Here is a 17,050-nt window from a genome sequence, read left to right as displayed (position 1 = left end):
CAACAGTGGTGTAAGACAGAGTTGTTGTTGCACAGAAGAATAAGCAGCAAGATCGCGATATTCGTGCATCACGTGCAAACTGTTCAAGATAGCAAGTGGTTTGACACGTGGGCAGTGCGCATCATGGGGTGCAAGATTGTCAACGATACAAGATTGGTGAGTGCAGCACCGCGTGCAAACTGAATGATCTATTCGGTCGGTTTGGTTCAAGCTCGCGCGTGCGCACGCGTAAGAGTGTGCTGTCATCTGATCTTGTGGTACACATCTCCGCACACATGTCCCTGTCTCCCGGCAGACATCCGCATCTCCGCACAATTCTACCGGGCAAACTGATGCGTAATCAGTGGGTCTACGGCCTCAACGCATTGAACTTGCAGCACAATCACCACCCACGCCCTTGTAACGCCGTGGTAATTACAAGGCTGCGCCCAGGTAATGACCGACCACCCCTTTCTCTGACGCCATGCAGCGGGCCCCAGGGACATTTAGCAGATCACAACTTTCCAAATACCCCCAACCCCATCACCACGCCGCTCTCGCTCGATCTGCTGCGCATCTCCGCACGTCTCCGCCCATCGCCCCCACATCGGCACCAGCGACCCTGAAACGCCCGTCTCTGACGCGCTCTGCGCTACCTCATTCTCCGGTTAAACCACCCCGCCCAATCCACTTAACGTCGTCACGCGCGCAAACCTGTCCGTGGCTGGTGCGCACGGAGGTGGCATCCTCTGTCTTTCTGCGGCCCACGGACACACTCTGAGGAACACCAAAGTGCAAAATTTCGACCTGCAAGAAACACCCCATGGGTCACGCCTCCTGGGCGAAACCCACGCAACCCGTTGGCACCTCGACGTGCCACTCGCACCCGACACCCTGGACACCATTATCCGCGCGGCTTTTGTCGCACCCTGGAATCAACCCCGTGTGGAAGTGGACGGAGTGATTGCGGATCAAATCCCGACTGGTGTCCAGGTCCGTGTCGCGGCCAATTCAACCTGGTTCGACATTTCCTGGAAACATCTCGCCAAGAGGTATGTCAATTGACCAAAATTCAGCATCGCACTTATCAGGAACACCGTGCGGCCTACAATAAAATCCGCGACTGCATCGCGGGCGAAGACCGGCTGAAAGGCCAGGGCGAAATCTATCTGCCGCGTCCCGACGGAATGTCGACCCGGCAGTACACGCGCTATCTCATGGGCACCAGTTTCTACGCGGTGGCCGAGCGGACCTTGCGCGGCATGGTCGGTGCGGTCACGCGCAACGAGGCAATCCTGGAACTGCCCCCGCTCATTGAACCGATGCGTGATGCGGCCAGCTTCGAGGGCAACAGCCTCGCGGTCCTCGTTGAAGACACGCTCAGAGAAGTCATGTCCCTGGGCCGGTACGCTCTGGTCCTCGACTATCCCCAAGAGGGAGCCGCGCCTGCCTCCGCGCCATTCATTTCCAGCTTTAACGCAGAGAGCATTCTGGACTGGAAAGAACAACTGGTCGATGGCAAGCAGCGCCTGACATATCTGCGCCTGCATGAGGACAATGAAGACCTCGAAGACAGCGGCGTTGAGCAACATCTCCTGCTGACCCTGGAACCTGCCTACACAATCCGCTGACTGCACGTGAAACGCGCATCACGCGGTGACGGCTCCAGCCAGGTCGAGGAAGTCGAAGTTCATGCGCCCACCACACCAACGGTCAATGGCGCGCCCCTGTTTGAAATTCCGGCGGTCATCGTCAGTCCCTACAACCTGAAAGCAGACGTGGAAAAGCCGCCGTTCCTCGACCTTGTGAACGTCAACCTGGCGCACTATCGCGTTGCGGCAGACTACTTCTGGTCTCTGTTCCTCACGTCACAACCGACGCCCTGGGTTGCGGGCGCAATCACAGAGGCGAATAAGCCGCAGACCGTGGGTGCCGGTGCATTCTGGATTTTGCCCGAGGGAGCTCAAGCCGGGATGCTCGAATTCTCGGGCGCTGGCATCGCCGCCCAAAAGACCGCGCTGGACGATCTGTCGGCCCAGATGGCGACCTTGGGCGCGCGCATGGTCTATGACGGCAAAGGCCGGAATGAAACATCGGACACGGCCAAGCTGCGCCACCGCTCCGAACTGTCCTTGCTCCACAGCAGCGTCAGCATGGTCGAAGCCGGTATCACCCGCCTCCTCCGGCTCGCGGCTGAGTGGACGCAACCCGGAACCTCCGAAGACGTCACCTACTGCCTGCACCGTGACTTCATCACGGCACAGATGGACCCTGCAACGCTGACTGCGCTGACGAAGGCGTACCAGGCCGGTGCGATTTCCCACGACACCTATCTGATGAATCTCAAAAAGGGTGAATTGATGGATGTGAACCGCGCCCTGGATGACGAAAGGGACATGATCGAGACGGATTCCACAGTCCTGCCATTCACTGGCCCCGCCGCCTAAATGTTCGACTCCACATTGCCGCCCGACCGGCATTCCCCGGAACAACGTCTGATGCAGGCCGTCCTTTGGCGCGCGTTTCAAGACCTGTTCACGGAAGCAAAGGTCCAGAATCAAGACCTCGTGTTAGCCAGAAATGACTCTTTTGCGTTCTTCACGTCGCCTTCAGGCACGTGGGCACAGTCGAGGCGTGACATCTGCCACATGGCGGGCGTCGATCCAGATGCCTTGCGGCGGCGCATCATCATGCTGCTTGAAGGCGACGACCTGCATATGGACGGCGAAGGCCTTGAACTCCTGAAGTCTCACCTTCCGCACGCTCGGGAGCTTTGGGAGAAGCACAAGGCATTGCAGCGCCCAACGCCTCCCAAACCCGATCCCACCCCTCCCAAACCCCCAAAGCCCCGCAACAAGACCACCAAGTACAGCGATGTGCTGCCCATCGTCCACAAACTCCTGGATCAACCGCGCACTTTCAAAGACCTGATTATCGCGACCAACGGTGACGTGTCTGATGCGAAAATCCGTGAAGTCCTTCGCCGGGGATTGGCTGCGGGCAGGCTGATCCAGGACGACCGCCACAGATACACGTTGGCACCTGAAACTGCGGTTGTGGCAGCCACCGGATAGCGTCCAATCATTGATCACAGATTGCGGGTTAGGCCTGCCGTCAAGTTCCTTAGAACGAGGCGGGTTTTGGTCGAGCCCGCCTCACTTGAGGAACCTGAAATGGCAGACGATAACGACGATCAAGCCGAAGCCCTGATTGCGGCACTGGCCCCCAAGATCGCAGAGGCGATCATCCCCCAACTCACCGAACAGGTCGAAACGCAGATTGCAGGCGTCGTGAAAAAGAACGACGAACTCCTGGACAAGCTCGCAAAGCAGAAGTCGGACGGCCTGACTGCTCTCCTTCAGTCGGCAGACCGGGATATGCGCGAACGGCTCGACGCCGATGGCAAGTTCGTCGCGCGCAAGCCTGGTGACGCCATCAAAATCTCGCGCGAAGATGCACGCAACGTCAAAGCATATCGCGAGGCGCGCGCGCTGGCCGAAAAGGAGGGCGTTGGACTCGAGATCGTCGCGTCATGATGCAGCGCGGTTCGCAGTCAAAGATCGACATGCTGCCCCAGGCACGGCGAGACAAGATTGTCCGAGACATCGTGCTTGGGCGTATGACCCAGACGGAGGTGGCGAAGAAGCTCAAACTCAACGCGACCACCATTGGCCGGTACATGTCTCGCGTGTCAGAAGAAGAACGCCTTGCCATCATCGCATCGGCGATGGGGGAGGCGAAGGTCAAGGATATGGTCTCGCAGGCCGAGATTGTTGACCAGTTTGGCGAGGACACGGACAAAGACCTGAAATGGGTTTTGCGCGAACTGAAAACGCTGCTTGTAGATGCGAAGGGCGACGAAGATCGCGTGCTTGCCCTGGGTGCGCTTAAGGAACTGCGTCAGAGCCTCATGTCTCTGGCCGACCTGCACGGCAAGCTGAACAAGCGGATGGACGTTCATTTGAACCTGAACGAGTCGCCGCAGTTCATCCAACTGCGCAAACTCATCCTGACCGTCCTGGAACGCCACCCAGACGCCAAACAGGACTTCCTGGAAGAAATGCGCACGCTCCAGGTGATCCCGCCGCCAAAGGTGGTCAATGCAGCCCTCAACTGATCCACACCTGCATTCCTTTCTGCAAGGGCTGACCGTCAGCCTCGATCCGGTTGAGCGTTTTCGACTGGCCGTGGGTGAACCTGACGATTGGCAAGTGGAGCTGCTCCGCACAGACCCTGCAATCAACGAAGAAGACCGACTGGTTCAGGCTCTGTGCGGGCGGCAATCTGGAAAATCGACAACCTGTGGCTGCCTTGCTTACAATGACTTTAGCATCGGAAAGACGGTGATCCTGACGGCCCCGTCACTGCGCCAATCGACGGAACTGTTCCGGCGCATTTTGGAATTTAAGAACACCGATCCTTTTTGCCCACCCATCGTGCGCCAGACGCAGACCGAGTTGGAAGCGCACCCATCGCACGGCGGGCGGATCGTCGTTGTGCCTGCAACGGATCAGGCGCGTGGGATGACGGCAGACACAATCCTGGCCGATGAGGCGTGCTTTCTGGACGACGACGCGCTGACTGCCTTCTTTCCGATGCGCAAGGAGACAGGGCGCATCTTCCTGCTGTCCACACCGAACATGCGCCAGGGGTATTTCTACGATACCTGGATTTCTGGGAAGCGCGTCCGGCGTATCACAGCCCGGTCAATCGACATTCCGCGCCGCCGTGCGCAGGTCGCGTTTGACAAGGCAACGATGTCTGACACGACGTTCCGGCGCGAACACCTGTGTGAGTTCATCGGCTCCGGCGCACCCCTCGTATCCTGGGATACGCTCGAACGCACAAGCAACGAGAACGTCAACGCCCTGGAGCTTGCATGACCCCACCACCCGCATATCACTTCCACAAAGACGGGCGCGTCAGCCTGCCGTCAAATGCTGATCCGGCAGCAGCCAACACCACTGTCTATGGCTGGATGAAGCACCACGTCGGCATGGACCTCGGGCGCAACGACCCGAGCGCCATCGTTGCCATCCGCGACGAGTGTTACCCTGAGTTCTCAGGTCGCGGATTTGAGCAGCGCTTGGGCGAACGCCGCCGTACCGTTGTGTTCCAGGAGACCATCCAGCTTTATAGCTATACCGACCTTGCGGATCACCTCGCCAAACGCCTGCATCAAATCCCGCACTGGGCTTTGGCTATTGATGCGTCGGGTCTGGGCGCGCCATTCAGTTCCACGCTCGATCTCGCCGGGATCGAACACCATGCCGTTGTCATGACGGCGGGCGCGTCGCTGTCTCAGAAGGGCAAGAACGTCACTGTCGCGAAAACGCTCCTTTTGGAAAACCTGGCCGTCGGCCTTGAGACCCAAGCGTTGACCATCGCGCACAATCTCGAAGGCAAGCAGGACTTGTTGAATGAGATCGCCAGCTTTGAACTCGCCAGCACCTCGTCAGGCAATCTCACATTGCAAGGCGGCGGCAAGGGGCATCACGCCGACCGCGCCATTGCCTGCGCACTCGCATACCTGTCATCCACACACCTAGGCGGATCGTCGGTGGCCGGGCAGCACACCCCTGGTTGGATGGGCGTGAAGCGCAATGCCTTTGGACTTCTTACCGACTAGAATCCCATTTGTTTCAAGCGCCAACGCGCGCATTCCAGTTCAGACCTTGAGAACAGAGATTGGAACTCCGGCCGGAGCATCACGGCCTCAGTCGTCAGTTCTGGATGCCCGAGTTCACAAACTTTGCGCATGCCGCTCTGAATCGTTCCAGCACCCACAAGCCTAGTTGCTGTATTCACGCCGCCATGTATTTTCAGCATAGCGTCAAACTCAGGCGAAAAGTATCCAAGCTTTGCCGACTTCCTATTTGTTTCTGTTAGCTCTTCGGCAAATTGGCGTTCAAGTGAAGTTGATGGCCGTACCATTTCTGCTCCTCTGATTTGACACCATGTCCCACAGAAATTCGGCAGGACTTTGACAAGAAACAATCGTTCGCACGGCAGTGTGACCCGCGCAATTGAGGACTGGCGACTAAGAGCTGTCAGTTTGTCGCGATTCTCATTGAACTTGGTGCAACCGCCTGGGTCGATGTACCTTGAGATCGACGAGCGACCCTGTTTTTACGCGGTGCTGTGCGTGGTCAAGGGATCTTGGGGGCAAAGTGGGCGCACGAGATTGGTAGCGAATCTCCTACGAGACTCCGTGTGCGACCGGGGGCATCGAAGTCCTTGGGACAGAGGAACGCCAAATCAAAACAGGCAGATTGAACGTTCCCGTCAGACAAATCTTTCATGGCGCTTGACAACGGTTTCGAGTATCAAATCAGCAGACATTGGCGCCCTCGGGGAGGTAACGCTAGCCCAGCACAAGTGAACTCGCCGCCCTTCATGTTTGATTTAGCGACAAAAAAAGAGCAGTACACCCAATTTTATTGACTTATTCGCAGGTGCTGGCGGCCTTTCCGAAGGCTTTGTTCGCGCGGGTTGCCAGCCTATCGCTCATGTAGGATCCGATTCCGGAGCAGCATACACCCTTCAAACCAGAGAGGCGTTCCACATTCTGAAGGCGCGTGGCGATCTCGAACCTTACACAGCTTATCTGTCAGGCCAACTCAGCAGACATGAACTCTATAATTCGGCTTTCAGATCTGAACCAGGCTCCGTTATCAACGCCACGATTGGCAAGGAGGGTTTGACGAAGATTTTTCTCGACTCGATGCCCTGATTGGTGAGCGGAAACTTGACCTAATTGTAGGAGGCCCTCCATGCCAAGCTTATTCACTTGTAGGGCGCGCACGTTCTGAACTCAAGATGGTCGGCGATAAACGGAATTACCTTTTCGTTTACTACGCGGAATTTCTAAAACGATACAGGCCGAAGTTTTTCATCTTCGAAAATGTTGTTGGATTACTGACTGCACGCGAAGCTGACGGCACGCGTTATCTTGACATGATGATTTCCCTTTTTGAAGAGCTTGGATACTCGGTTGAATATCAAGTTCTCTCTGCCGAAAATTATGGAATTCCCCAGAAGCGCAAGAGAATAATTCTTGTAGGCAGTGAAGGAAAATCAGATGGATTCTTCCCAGAATTGGAAAAAAATCAACTGATTTCCTTGTTCAGGATGCGATTGGTGACCTGCCATCACTACGAGCGGGAAAAAGGAGTGCCGTTGAGCACTACACTAAAAAGGCCTCCTAGCCGTTGGTTGACGGAAGCTGGTCTGCTCTCTGAGACTGGCAGTATCACTTGGCACGAAGCGCGACCCCACAACCCACGGGACCTCAAAATATTCAAAAAGGTGGTCAACAGATGGGACAGGAAGAAGGAGCGTCTTAGCTACAACGATCTGCCTGAAACACTGAAGACCCATAGGAACCGAAGTTCATTTCTAGATCGCTTTAAGGTTGTTGCGGCCAACCTGTCAGCATCGCATACGGTGGTTGCTCATATAGCAAAGGATGGAAATTACTACATCCACCCAGATAATTCTCAGAACAGGTCACTGACTCCGCGCGAGGCTGCGCGGCTTCAAACCTTCCCGGATGACTATTTCTTCGAGAGTACAAGTGGAAAACCAAGCAGAACCTCGGCCTTTAAACAGATTGGAAATGCGGTGCCAGTTCTTCTGGCCGAGCGAATTGCAAAAAGTTTGTTGGAGGGTTGGTCATGAGCGACGAGGGCGTGTTTTCCATCCGACCGGCCGGTCGGCACATTCTGACAATCGGTCGCGATCTGATTCAAGACCCATATGCTGCGGTGGTTGAATTAGTAAAGAACGCCTTTGATGCTGACTCAGAATACGTGCAGCTCGACTTCAGTGCTTCGAATGAAGACAAGCGGTACAAAATCGTAATTTCTGACGGCGGACATGGTATGTCCCGCCAGGACGTCGTTGAAAGATGGATGGTCCCTTCGACGGACGACAAGTTAAAGCGGAAAGTAAGCCCGAGCGGCCGCGTTCTTCAAGGTCGAAAGGGAGTAGGTAGATTTGCAGCGTCCATACTGGGCGAGGACCTTCTACTTGAAACGACAACTAGTTCCGGCAAAACAACATCGGTTTACGTGCAGTGGGAGACGTTTGAGCAAGCAAGTTACCTAGACCAAGTAGAGCTTCTGATAGACACAGATGACACGTCTAAGGGCTCCGGTACCGTGCTAACGATTTCTGGTGGAGAGATCGGTTTCGAGGAGTGGGATGAGGCACAATTTCGCAGGCTGAAATACGAACTTCGCAAGTTGACACCTCCTGCCGCTGCAGTTTCGGGGATCGAGTTAAAACAAGAAAAATTCGATATTAGGTTGCGAGTATCTGGATTCGAAGGGGTTCAGGACACAGACGAAGTCATAGAGTCTTTTCCGATACTTGAGTTCTACGACTATATGATCTCTGGATCGGTCGACGAGAATGGCGCAGGTGTGCTGAAGTATTCAACGCAGAAAATTGAAAACTCCGTTGATGAGGATTTTTTGGTAGATTTTTCACACCTGTTTGAGAAGTCCTGCGGCAAGTTGCATTTTGATATCCGCGTGTACGATCGCGACAAAGACGACATTGAGCAGATCATCAAGAGAGGCCTCAAAGACAAGGAAGGAAATTATCTTGGAAACTTGGCTGCGCGTCAGTTGCTCAATTTTAACAATGGTGTTGGGGTTTATCGCAATGGATTCAGAATTAGACCCCTTGGTGACGCGCAGTTTGATTGGTTGAAGCTTAATCAGCAAAGAATCCAAAATCCGTCGCGCAAAATTGGCAGCAACCAGGTGATCGGCTTTGTTCATATAGAGGCAGAAGAAAAATCTGGTCTAGTTGAAAAAAGCGCACGTGATGGATTGAAAGAGAATGCGGCTTATACTCGACTTATTCATCTCACTCAGGAAGTAATTTCTGAATTGGAGAAACGGCGCTTCGCACTGAGACGTTCGCTAGAGCTAGGAAAACCGAAGTCCCGTGTAGAAAAACAGCTCCGAAAGCTCTTCACGGACGATCATGTTCGAGTGGACATCGTCCAGAGACTTGAACGTTCTGGGATAGACGCCAAAGTCACGAAAGAGATTTCTGAGATACTCTCTCGAGACATCGCAGATAAGAACAGGGCAGCTGAAAGCATTCGGCAGACCGTGGCTGTCTATCAGGGGCAAGCAACTCTCGGGAAGATAGTAAATGTTGTTCTGCACGAGGGTAGACGCCCGCTCAATTTCTTCAAAAACCAAGTCCCTAACCTAGAGTACTGGGGAGCAGTATTCGACAATGAGCCCACGTCGGAAAACCTGGCGAAAATCATACCGATTGCCCAAGAATTAGGGCAGAATGCTGATGTTTTTGCTCAGTTGTTTAGTAGATTAGACCCGCTTGCCGCAGGAAAGCGGGCTGACACGCGTGAATTCAAACTAGCGGACGTCTTGCAGGGCGCGTTGAATGTGTTCGAAAACACTCTAGCGGACCAAGGTGTAACAGTTATGGTTGACGGACCAAGCGACTTCAAATTCCTTGGCTGGCAGCAAGACTTCTATGCCATATTCACAAACTTGGTCGATAACAGCCTTTATTGGATGAAAGAGAAGAGTGTTTCGAATCCGTCCATATTACTCAGATTTGAGGTTGAGAAAGACAAGCTCGTTTTCATTGATTATCGCGACAGCGGCCCTGGAATCGACAAAACGTTAATCGCTTCGGAAGTAATATTTGATCCCGAATTCTCAACTAAACGGGACGGCACGGGTTTGGGCTTGGCAATCGCCGGAGAGGCGGCTTCACGAAATAATCTCGAGCTGAACGTACTGGAATCTGACGAAGGGGCCTATTTCAGACTTCAACCGGCAGATGGAGATGCAACTTGAGTATTAAGTTATTGCTTGTTGAAGACGATGAGGGAGATCGCCAAGGTTTCGTTCAAAGCGTTGAAAGATACAACCATCAGAACAACACTTCATTTGAGGTTGTAGCTTGTCCGAACTCTCGCCGAAGCGCTGGAAAAGATAGATGGCAGCTTTGACGGTGCCGTAGTTGATATGAAGCTTGGAGCCGCCGGTGGAGAGGGCAACGAGTTTTTGAAGGTGCTGGAAGAGAAGAATGTTCGTATCCCAGTGGTGGTCTTTACTGGTACTCCCGATGCTGCTGACCATCAGTTTGTCCATATCGAAGTCAAAACGAAGGACACCAGTCACGACGACATCTTGGATGATTTTAGACTAGTACACGCTTCGGGCCTAACCAAAATTATGGGAGGACGAGGCCTCCTCGAGGAACTGTTAGGTAGAGTCTACAAAAGCAACATTCTCAGTCAGAAGGAGGTTTGGAAAAAATATGGACAGAGTGATGCGGAGAAATCAGAAAAAGCCCTGATGCGGCATGTTTTGAACCATCTGGTTCACATAGTTGACCTAGATGAAGAAAGCTGTGTGCCTGAAGAGTTTTACATTTTTCCACCTCTAGATAAAGCACTTCGAACGGGGAGTGTTGCGCGTTCAAAGGCAAATGGTGATTTTTTCGCGGTCATGGATCCGCTCTGCGATCTGACCGTTCGTGACAACGGTTCCTTCAACGCCAGAAAAATCTTACTTTGCAAGATTGCTTCATTTGATGAGTGTGCGGCCCAGCTTCCTCAGGAGAAGCAGAATGCCGCCGGTCGGAAGAGCCTGCGAACTAATTTGGCTGGTAACAAGAAGTCCTCCTATCATGCGCTACCCACGACGGAGTTTTTTGACGGGGGCTTTCTTGATTTCGAGTTCTTGAGCTCTATCCCGAAAGACCAATTCGATGCAGAGTTTGATGCACCGTACCTTCAAATTTCACCGGCATTTACCAAGGATATTGTTTCTCGGTTTTCGGCCTATTATGGGAGACAGGGGCAACCAACGCTTAGCCATGCGGAGTAGTAACTTATTGGATAGTACGCCCCAACCAGCCAAGTAGTATTAGTTGACAGAATCCAAGAACACCTATTCTGGGGGCAATCATGCCTGACGGCAAAGCGCTTTCCAAATTGAGCTTAGTTTCGGCGCAGCGGTCGTGGAATATGTCACGCATACGTGGTAAGGATACTCAACCCGAAATGATCGTTCGCAGACTTCTACACTCCATGGGTTATAGATATCGTCTTCACGCGCCTGAGCTTCCTGGAAAGCCTGACATAGTGTTTAGACCGCGTATGAAGGCTATATTTGTTCATGGTTGTTTTTGGCACCGACACCCAGGATGTAAGCATACGACTACACCGAAATCTCGGGAAGAGTTCTGGCGAAAGAAGTTTTTACAAAACATGGATCGTGATCGGCGCAATCTGCAGTCACTTCATGACGCTGGTTGGGCGACTGAGATTGTGTGGGAATGCGAGACTAAAAACACGGGCGCTTTGGCGAGCCAGCTTAGAAAGTTCCTGGAAACAGTGAATTAGCCGGAAGCCCTTAAGCTAACGATCCTTGTGACATCTTTGTAACGCCAAATACGCACTTCGATTTATGCTTGCTTATCAATGTGGTTAGTCGCCAGCCCAAGGCATTTGTAATCAGTAGGTCCGCGGTTCGAGTCCGTGTGGGGGCACCATTTCATCGTTTTTATAATTTGAACCGTCATGGGGCATGACTGTGATGGCCAGCCATGCGGTCGTTCATCGCAACATCACGGCTGGACAGAACGGTTTTCTGGAGCGTTGAGCGTGGAAATGCCAGTTCTCTGCACACACACTGCGCGGTGCAGTGACATCGGTCTGATCGACACAACAGCAGACACGCACGCAAACGCCGTCACCCAAAAAACAGCGCAAAACAGCATTCTGTTGCAAACATGCGCTGGCTCGCCGATGGTCGTTGGATGGCGGATCAGGTGCGCGACAGGCGCCGGGCTGCGGATTGCGACCCCGATGAACAGACAAAAATACACAACCGAGGGAGATCAACGACATGACCAAGGCCACAAACGCCGCCCGGACTCATGAAAATCCAATGCGCGCGCGGATTCGGGACAACTACTTCTCGGAAGAGGGCGAATTGATCACGTCGCTGATTAAGCGCATCAAGCTGTCGGATGAGGATCGTGCCAAGGCTGCGGCGGCGGGCGCGCAATATGTCAAACGGGTGCGCAAGGAAACGTCGCCGTCGATGATGGAGGCGTTTCTGGCCGAATACGGGCTGTCCACGGCCGAAGGCGTTGGCCTGATGTGTCTGGCCGAGGCATTGTTGCGGGTGCCGGACGCTGAAACCATCGACGATCTGATCGAGGACAAGGTGGCGCCGTCGAACTGGGGCGCGCATCTGGGGCATTCCGCATCGTCGCTGGTCAACGCATCCACATGGGCGCTGATGCTGACGGGCAAGGTTCTGGATGATGATCCCAAGGGGCCCGCGCGTGCGTTGCGCGGTCTGGTCAAGCGGTTGGGCGAGCCTGTGGTGCGCAACGCCGTTGGCCAATCGATGAAAATCCTTGGTCGCCAGTTCGTGCTTGGCCAGACCATCGAGGAAGGGATCAAGAACGCCCGCGAGCTTGAGAAGAAGGGCTATACTTATTCCTATGACATGCTGGGCGAGGCCGCGCGCACGGACGAAGACGCGGTGCGCTATCAAAACGCCTATGCCAAGGCGATCACGGCAATCGCCAAGCAATCGAAAGGTGATGTGCGTTCCAGCCCCGGCATATCGGTCAAGCTGTCGGCCCTGCATCCGCGCTATGAATACACGCACCGCGAGACTGTGATGTCCGAACTGGTGCCGCGTGCGCTGGATCTGGCCAAACAGGCCGCAACAGCCAATATCGGGTTCAACATTGACGCCGAAGAGCAGGACCGACTGGATCTGTCCCTTGATGTGATCGAGGCGATGCTGTCTGACCCGGCGCTGGCGGGATGGGACGGGTTCGGTGTTGTCGTTCAGGCCTATGGCCGTCGCGCCGCACCGGTGATCGAGGCGCTCTACGATATGGCCGAACGCTATGACCGAAAGATCATGGTGCGCCTCGTCAAAGGTGCCTATTGGGACACTGAAATCAAGGTCGCGCAGGAACTGGGCGTCGAACGGTTCCCGGTCTTTACACGCAAGAACAACACCGATGTCAGCTATATGGCCTGCGCGCAGATGCTGATGGACCGGCGCGATCGGATCTATCCGCAATTTGCCACACATAACGCGCATACCTGCGCTGCCGTCACCGCCATGGCGGGCAATCGAAAGGACAGTTTCGAATTCCAGCGCCTGCATGGCATGGGTGAATCCCTGCACGACATCGTCAAACAGTCCGAAGGCACACGCTGCCGTATCTATGCGCCGGTCGGTGCGCATCAGGATCTGTTGGCCTATCTGGTGCGACGGTTGCTCGAAAACGGGGCGAATTCGTCGTTCGTGAACCAGATCGTCGATCCCGACATCCCGGCCGAGGCGATTTCGGCGGACCCGGTGGCAGAAATGCGCAAGCTGGACGGTGCGATTGCCAATCCCGGCATTCGCCAGCCTGCCGAGTTGTTTGCGCCGGACCGCCCGAACTCAAAAGGGTTCCGGATCAATGAACCGGCCTCCATTCTGCCGCTGCTGGCGGCGCGCGAGGATTTTGCAGATACCACGTGGGAGGCGGGCCCGATGGTCGCCGGCAACCCGCCGTCCAATGGCAAGCTGCGCGATCTTGTTTCACCAGCCGACAGCACGCGCGTTGTCGGCAAGGTGCGCGAAGCGTCGGCAGACGACGTCGAAGCCGCCCTTGTCGCCGCCGGGGCGGGGTTCAAGGACTGGTCCGTGCGGCCCGTGGCAGAGCGTGCAGATGTCTTGCGCAGGCTTGCCGATCTGTACGAGGAGCACATCGCCGAACTGACGTCGATCACGACACGCGAGGCGGGCAAGACCATTCTGGACGGTATTGCCGAGGTGCGCGAAGCCGTTGATTTCCTGCGCTATTACGCCAACGAGGCCGAACGCCTCGACGAAGAGGATCCGGGCAGTGCGCGCGGCATCTTTGTCTGTATCAGCCCGTGGAACTTCCCCCTTGCGATCTTCACGGGCCAGATCGCGGCGGCCCTTGCCGTAGGCAACGCCGTGATTGCGAAGCCTGCGGAACAGACACCGATGATCGCCTGCCGCGCCGTTGAATTGATGCGCGAGGCCGGGTTGCCCGAGGCGGCGCTGCAACTCTTGCCGGGTGACGGCCCCACTGTCGGTGGGCCGCTCACCAGCGATCCGCGCATTGCGGGCGTTTGTTTTACAGGTTCGACCGAAGTTGCGCAGATCATCCACAAGGCGCTGGCCAGGAATGCTGATCCGGACGCGGTCCTGATCGCGGAAACCGGCGGCCTCAACGCGATGATCGTGGACTCGACCGCGCTGCCGGAACAGGCGGTTCGCGATATCCTGATTTCATCGTTCCAATCCGCCGGGCAACGCTGTTCGGCGCTGCGGCTGCTTTACGTGCAGCAGGATGTACACGACAAGCTGATGCACATGCTGTCTGGTGCTTTGGATGCGCTGGTGATCGGCGATCCATGGCGCACGGATGTAGATGTGTCGCCCGTGATCGATGCCGATGCGCAGAAAGAGATCATGGCCTATATCGACCAGCACCGGAACGCGGGCAGTCTGGTCAAGACGCTGCCCGCCCCGGACGGCGGCACCTATGTGACCCCCGCCATCGTAAATGTCGGCGGGATCAAGGATATGGAGCGCGAGATCTTTGGCCCCGTTCTGCATGTCGCCACGTTCAAGGCCAAGGACATCGACAAGATCGTCGATGACATCAATGACCGCGGCTATGGGCTGACCTTTGGCCTGCACACGCGGATCGACGACAGGGTCGAACAGATTGTCGAGCGGATTCAGGTGGGCAACGCCTATGTGAACCGCAACCAGATCGGGGCGATTGTGGGCAGTCAGCCCTTTGGCGGTGAAGGCATGTCAGGCACCGGGCCAAAGGCGGGCGGGCCACTGTACCTGACGCGCTTTCGGCGGGTTGGTAAAGTGGACGAGGTACAAGCGCCCGACGGCAGTGACGTCGACGCCGCAGCGCTGGCCAAGGCGCTTGGCTCCATCGATGCGCGCAATTGGGCGGCGCGAAGCGATCAGATCACGACGCTCCGCTCGGCTCTGAGCAGCCGCAAGGGGATCGTGCGCAAGGCACTGTCTGAAACCGCCGCCTTCGATATGTCACCTCAAACGCTGCCCGGACCGACAGGGGAGAGCAATCGCCTGCGTGTCTATCCGCGTGGCAATGTGCTGTGCCTTGGCCCCACGCCGGAACTGGCGATGGCGCAGGCGGTTCAGGGCTTTGGGTGCGGGGTGCGGCGCAGTGGTGGTGGTACCGGGCGCACAAGGCGTGATCGACGCGCTGCGCGCAGCGGGCGCACCTGTGGCTGGCATGGACGGCACGGTGTCGCCGGACACGCTGAAAACCATGGACGGGTTTGCCGTGGTGAGTGCGGTGGGCCGCTCGGACTGGACGCGCGCTCTGCGCATGGCGCTGTCGGAACAGGACGGCGCGATCATTCCGCTCGTGACCGAGGCCATCTGCCCCGAGCGCTACGTGATCGAACGCCATCTTTGCATCGACACAACCGCCGCCGGGGGTAATGCGAGCCTGCTGGCATCGTCCTCCTGACTGCGCCATCCTCGGGCAATTCAAGGCAGCGTCCCGATATGGGGCGCTGCCTTTCTCGTTCCGCGCCATGGGGCTGTTGATACAGATCAAGGTGCTGATCGGCGCGCGATATAGAGTGGATGGGACAATCAGAAATAACCAAAGGCGGACCGTGACATGTACAAGAACATCCTGCTGCCCATCGTGCCTGGACATACCGAGGACATCCAGAACGCCATGGATGTGGCCAAACAGCTTGGTGACGACGGTGCAAAATTCACCGTGATGCACGTCATGGAAACCATCCCCGGATATGTGATGGGCCAAATCCCCGACAACGTGGTGGCGCAACGCCGGATCGACACGCAACAGGCACTTGAGCACATCGCCGCAGACTTGCCAGGCGCGTCTGCGGAACTGGTATCAGGCCATGCGGGTCAGACCATCATCAACTACGCCAACGATCACGACGTGGACTGCATTATTCTGGCCTCACATGCGACCCGGCTTGAGGCATTCTTTATCGGATCGACAGCGAACCGGGTGGTGCATCTGGCCAAATGCGCGGTACATGTGATCCGCTGATCCGTGTGCAGTCGGACGGCGCGGTACGCCCTCACAGCGCCTCGTAATCGGCCAGCCGGTCCTTAAGGAACGTGTAGTCCGTACGTGCGGCGGACAGCTCTGCCTTGCTTAAGCTTAGGTAAGAAAAAGCCTCCTCCGTATCCGGAAACCGTTCGGGCGGAATTTTCTCATCCATCCACGGACGACAGAACACCGAATTGCCCCACGTGGGTCCGGCCCGGTTCAGCGACAGCAGATAGATCTGGTTTTCCATCGCCCGCGTCGTCGCAAAGGCGTGCCATGTCTCAAAGGACTCATCGCGGTAATAGGCGCCGCAATGCAGCACCACATCGACCCCGTGTTTCAGCGTCAGCACGCGACACAGTTCGGGAATGCGGATGTCGTAGCAAATGATCGGGGACAGGGTGAAGCCGTTGACCTTGAACGTAAATATGTGCGCGCCGCGCTCAAAGTACTCCTTTTCCATCGACGCGCCGTATTGGCACATGTGCAGCTTGTCGTAATGCCCGGCAAGCCTGCCTTCGGGGGTGATAACGCCCATCGAGATATAAGTGCCACGCGCGCCGCGCCGCGCAAACCCATAGGCGATGTGCACGCCATGTTCGACGGCCACCGCGCGCCATGTCTGAAACGATGCACCGTCCAAAGGTTCGGCAATCTTATCAAGGTGATCAAACGCAGCGCGCGAATAATCGATGCTGATCAGTTCCGGAAACACCACCAGATCGGCGCGCTTTTCGCTCAGATGCGCGCGCACCTTCGCCGCCGTGTCGGACAGGTGTTGATCGCGCGCGGACGCACTTGGCGTTTCGGGTATGTCGATCTGGCAGGCCAGCACGGTCAGCGTATTCTTTGACGGCATGGTCCGGCTCCGATCCCTTGGCGGCAGTCATTGCGGTGCACTATCCATTTGCGCTGGGGCAAGAACAAG

The 17,050-nt window shown here is 55.9% G+C and carries 17 protein-coding genes; 15 read left to right on the top strand and 2 right to left on the bottom strand.

Going from position 1 to position 17,050, the window contains the following annotated elements; all coding sequences use genetic code 11:
• The first annotated feature begins 771 nt into the window (after positions 1-771).
• From ACERZ8_RS17330 to ACERZ8_RS17295, 8 genes are all read left to right on the top strand, one after another.
• Positions 772-1,044 carry a hypothetical protein gene (locus tag ACERZ8_RS17330; RefSeq protein ID WP_407593398.1) on the top strand — a complete coding sequence of 91 codons (273 nt, stop codon included), beginning with the start codon at positions 772-774 and terminating at the stop codon, positions 1,042-1,044.
• Positions 1,041-1,610 carry a hypothetical protein gene (locus tag ACERZ8_RS17325; protein ID WP_407593397.1) on the top strand — a complete coding sequence of 190 codons (570 nt, stop codon included), beginning with the start codon at positions 1,041-1,043 and terminating at the stop codon, positions 1,608-1,610. Before ACERZ8_RS17330 ends, ACERZ8_RS17325 begins: the two co-directional genes overlap by 4 nt.
• Before the next feature lie 6 nt (positions 1,611-1,616).
• Positions 1,617-2,426, top strand: coding sequence for a DUF4055 domain-containing protein (locus ACERZ8_RS17320; protein ID WP_407593396.1), 810 nt, complete (start codon positions 1,617-1,619; stop codon positions 2,424-2,426).
• Positions 2,427-3,053 carry a hypothetical protein gene (locus ACERZ8_RS17315; RefSeq protein ID WP_407593395.1) on the top strand — a complete coding sequence of 209 codons (627 nt, stop codon included), beginning with the start codon at positions 2,427-2,429 and terminating at the stop codon, positions 3,051-3,053. It begins immediately after the preceding gene.
• Positions 3,054-3,152: 99 nt separating this feature from the next.
• Positions 3,153-3,515 (top strand): hypothetical protein, encoded by a 363-nt coding sequence (locus ACERZ8_RS17310; RefSeq protein ID WP_407593394.1) that lies wholly within the window; start codon positions 3,153-3,155, stop codon positions 3,513-3,515.
• A complete protein-coding gene (locus ACERZ8_RS17305) occupies positions 3,512-4,096 on the top strand; it encodes a hypothetical protein (RefSeq protein ID WP_407593393.1) in 585 nt (194 codons plus the stop codon). The genes ACERZ8_RS17310 and ACERZ8_RS17305 overlap by 4 nt, the downstream gene beginning before the upstream one ends.
• Positions 4,080-4,862: a terminase large subunit domain-containing protein gene (locus tag ACERZ8_RS17300; protein ID WP_407593392.1), complete on the top strand. Its 783-nt coding sequence runs from the start codon at positions 4,080-4,082 to the stop codon at positions 4,860-4,862. The genes ACERZ8_RS17305 and ACERZ8_RS17300 overlap by 17 nt, the downstream gene beginning before the upstream one ends.
• Positions 4,859-5,608, top strand: a complete 750-nt coding sequence (locus ACERZ8_RS17295; RefSeq protein WP_407593391.1) for a hypothetical protein — start codon at positions 4,859-4,861, stop codon at positions 5,606-5,608. The genes ACERZ8_RS17300 and ACERZ8_RS17295 overlap by 4 nt, the downstream gene beginning before the upstream one ends.
• Here ACERZ8_RS17295 and ACERZ8_RS17290 read toward each other — a convergent pair.
• Complete coding sequence (locus ACERZ8_RS17290; protein WP_407593390.1) at positions 5,605-5,913, bottom strand: hypothetical protein; 309 nt, start codon at positions 5,911-5,913, stop codon at positions 5,605-5,607. The genes ACERZ8_RS17295 and ACERZ8_RS17290 overlap by 4 nt on opposite strands.
• A gap of 505 nt (positions 5,914-6,418) precedes the next feature.
• Here ACERZ8_RS17290 and ACERZ8_RS17285 point away from each other — a divergent pair.
• From ACERZ8_RS17285 to ACERZ8_RS17255, 7 genes are all read left to right on the top strand, one after another.
• Positions 6,419-6,712 carry a hypothetical protein gene (locus ACERZ8_RS17285; protein ID WP_407594307.1) on the top strand — a complete coding sequence of 98 codons (294 nt, stop codon included), beginning with the start codon at positions 6,419-6,421 and terminating at the stop codon, positions 6,710-6,712.
• Positions 6,709-7,659: a DNA cytosine methyltransferase gene (locus tag ACERZ8_RS17280; RefSeq protein WP_407594306.1), complete on the top strand. Its 951-nt coding sequence runs from the start codon at positions 6,709-6,711 to the stop codon at positions 7,657-7,659. Before ACERZ8_RS17285 ends, ACERZ8_RS17280 begins: the two co-directional genes overlap by 4 nt.
• Positions 7,656-9,827 (top strand): ATP-binding protein, encoded by a 2,172-nt coding sequence (locus ACERZ8_RS17275; protein WP_407593389.1) that lies wholly within the window; start codon positions 7,656-7,658, stop codon positions 9,825-9,827. Before ACERZ8_RS17280 ends, ACERZ8_RS17275 begins: the two co-directional genes overlap by 4 nt.
• Positions 9,828-9,998: 171 nt before the next feature.
• Positions 9,999-10,865, top strand: coding sequence for a hypothetical protein (locus tag ACERZ8_RS17270; RefSeq protein ID WP_407593388.1), 867 nt, complete (start codon positions 9,999-10,001; stop codon positions 10,863-10,865).
• Between the two features lie 80 nt (positions 10,866-10,945).
• Positions 10,946-11,383, top strand: a complete 438-nt coding sequence (locus ACERZ8_RS17265) for a very short patch repair endonuclease (protein WP_407593387.1) — start codon at positions 10,946-10,948, stop codon at positions 11,381-11,383.
• 505 nt (positions 11,384-11,888) lie between these two features.
• Positions 11,889-15,527, top strand: a complete 3,639-nt coding sequence (gene putA / locus ACERZ8_RS17260) for a bifunctional proline dehydrogenase/L-glutamate gamma-semialdehyde dehydrogenase PutA (protein ID WP_407593386.1) — start codon at positions 11,889-11,891, stop codon at positions 15,525-15,527.
• A gap of 184 nt (positions 15,528-15,711) precedes the next feature.
• Positions 15,712-16,119, top strand: a complete 408-nt coding sequence (locus tag ACERZ8_RS17255) for a universal stress protein (RefSeq protein ID WP_407593385.1) — start codon at positions 15,712-15,714, stop codon at positions 16,117-16,119.
• A gap of 31 nt (positions 16,120-16,150) precedes the next feature.
• On the opposite strand, the gene ACERZ8_RS17250 is transcribed toward ACERZ8_RS17255, so the two are convergent.
• Positions 16,151-16,981: a carbon-nitrogen hydrolase family protein gene (locus ACERZ8_RS17250; RefSeq protein ID WP_407593384.1), complete on the bottom strand. Its 831-nt coding sequence runs from the start codon at positions 16,979-16,981 to the stop codon at positions 16,151-16,153.
• Positions 16,982-17,050 lie beyond the last annotated feature (69 nt).

This window comes from Tateyamaria armeniaca (assembly GCF_045797845.1).
GTDB lineage: Bacteria > Pseudomonadota > Alphaproteobacteria > Rhodobacterales > Rhodobacteraceae > Tateyamaria > Tateyamaria armeniaca.
Note: the sequence above shows the minus strand (reverse complement) of the source record. Positions and strands in the feature narration are given on the sequence as shown.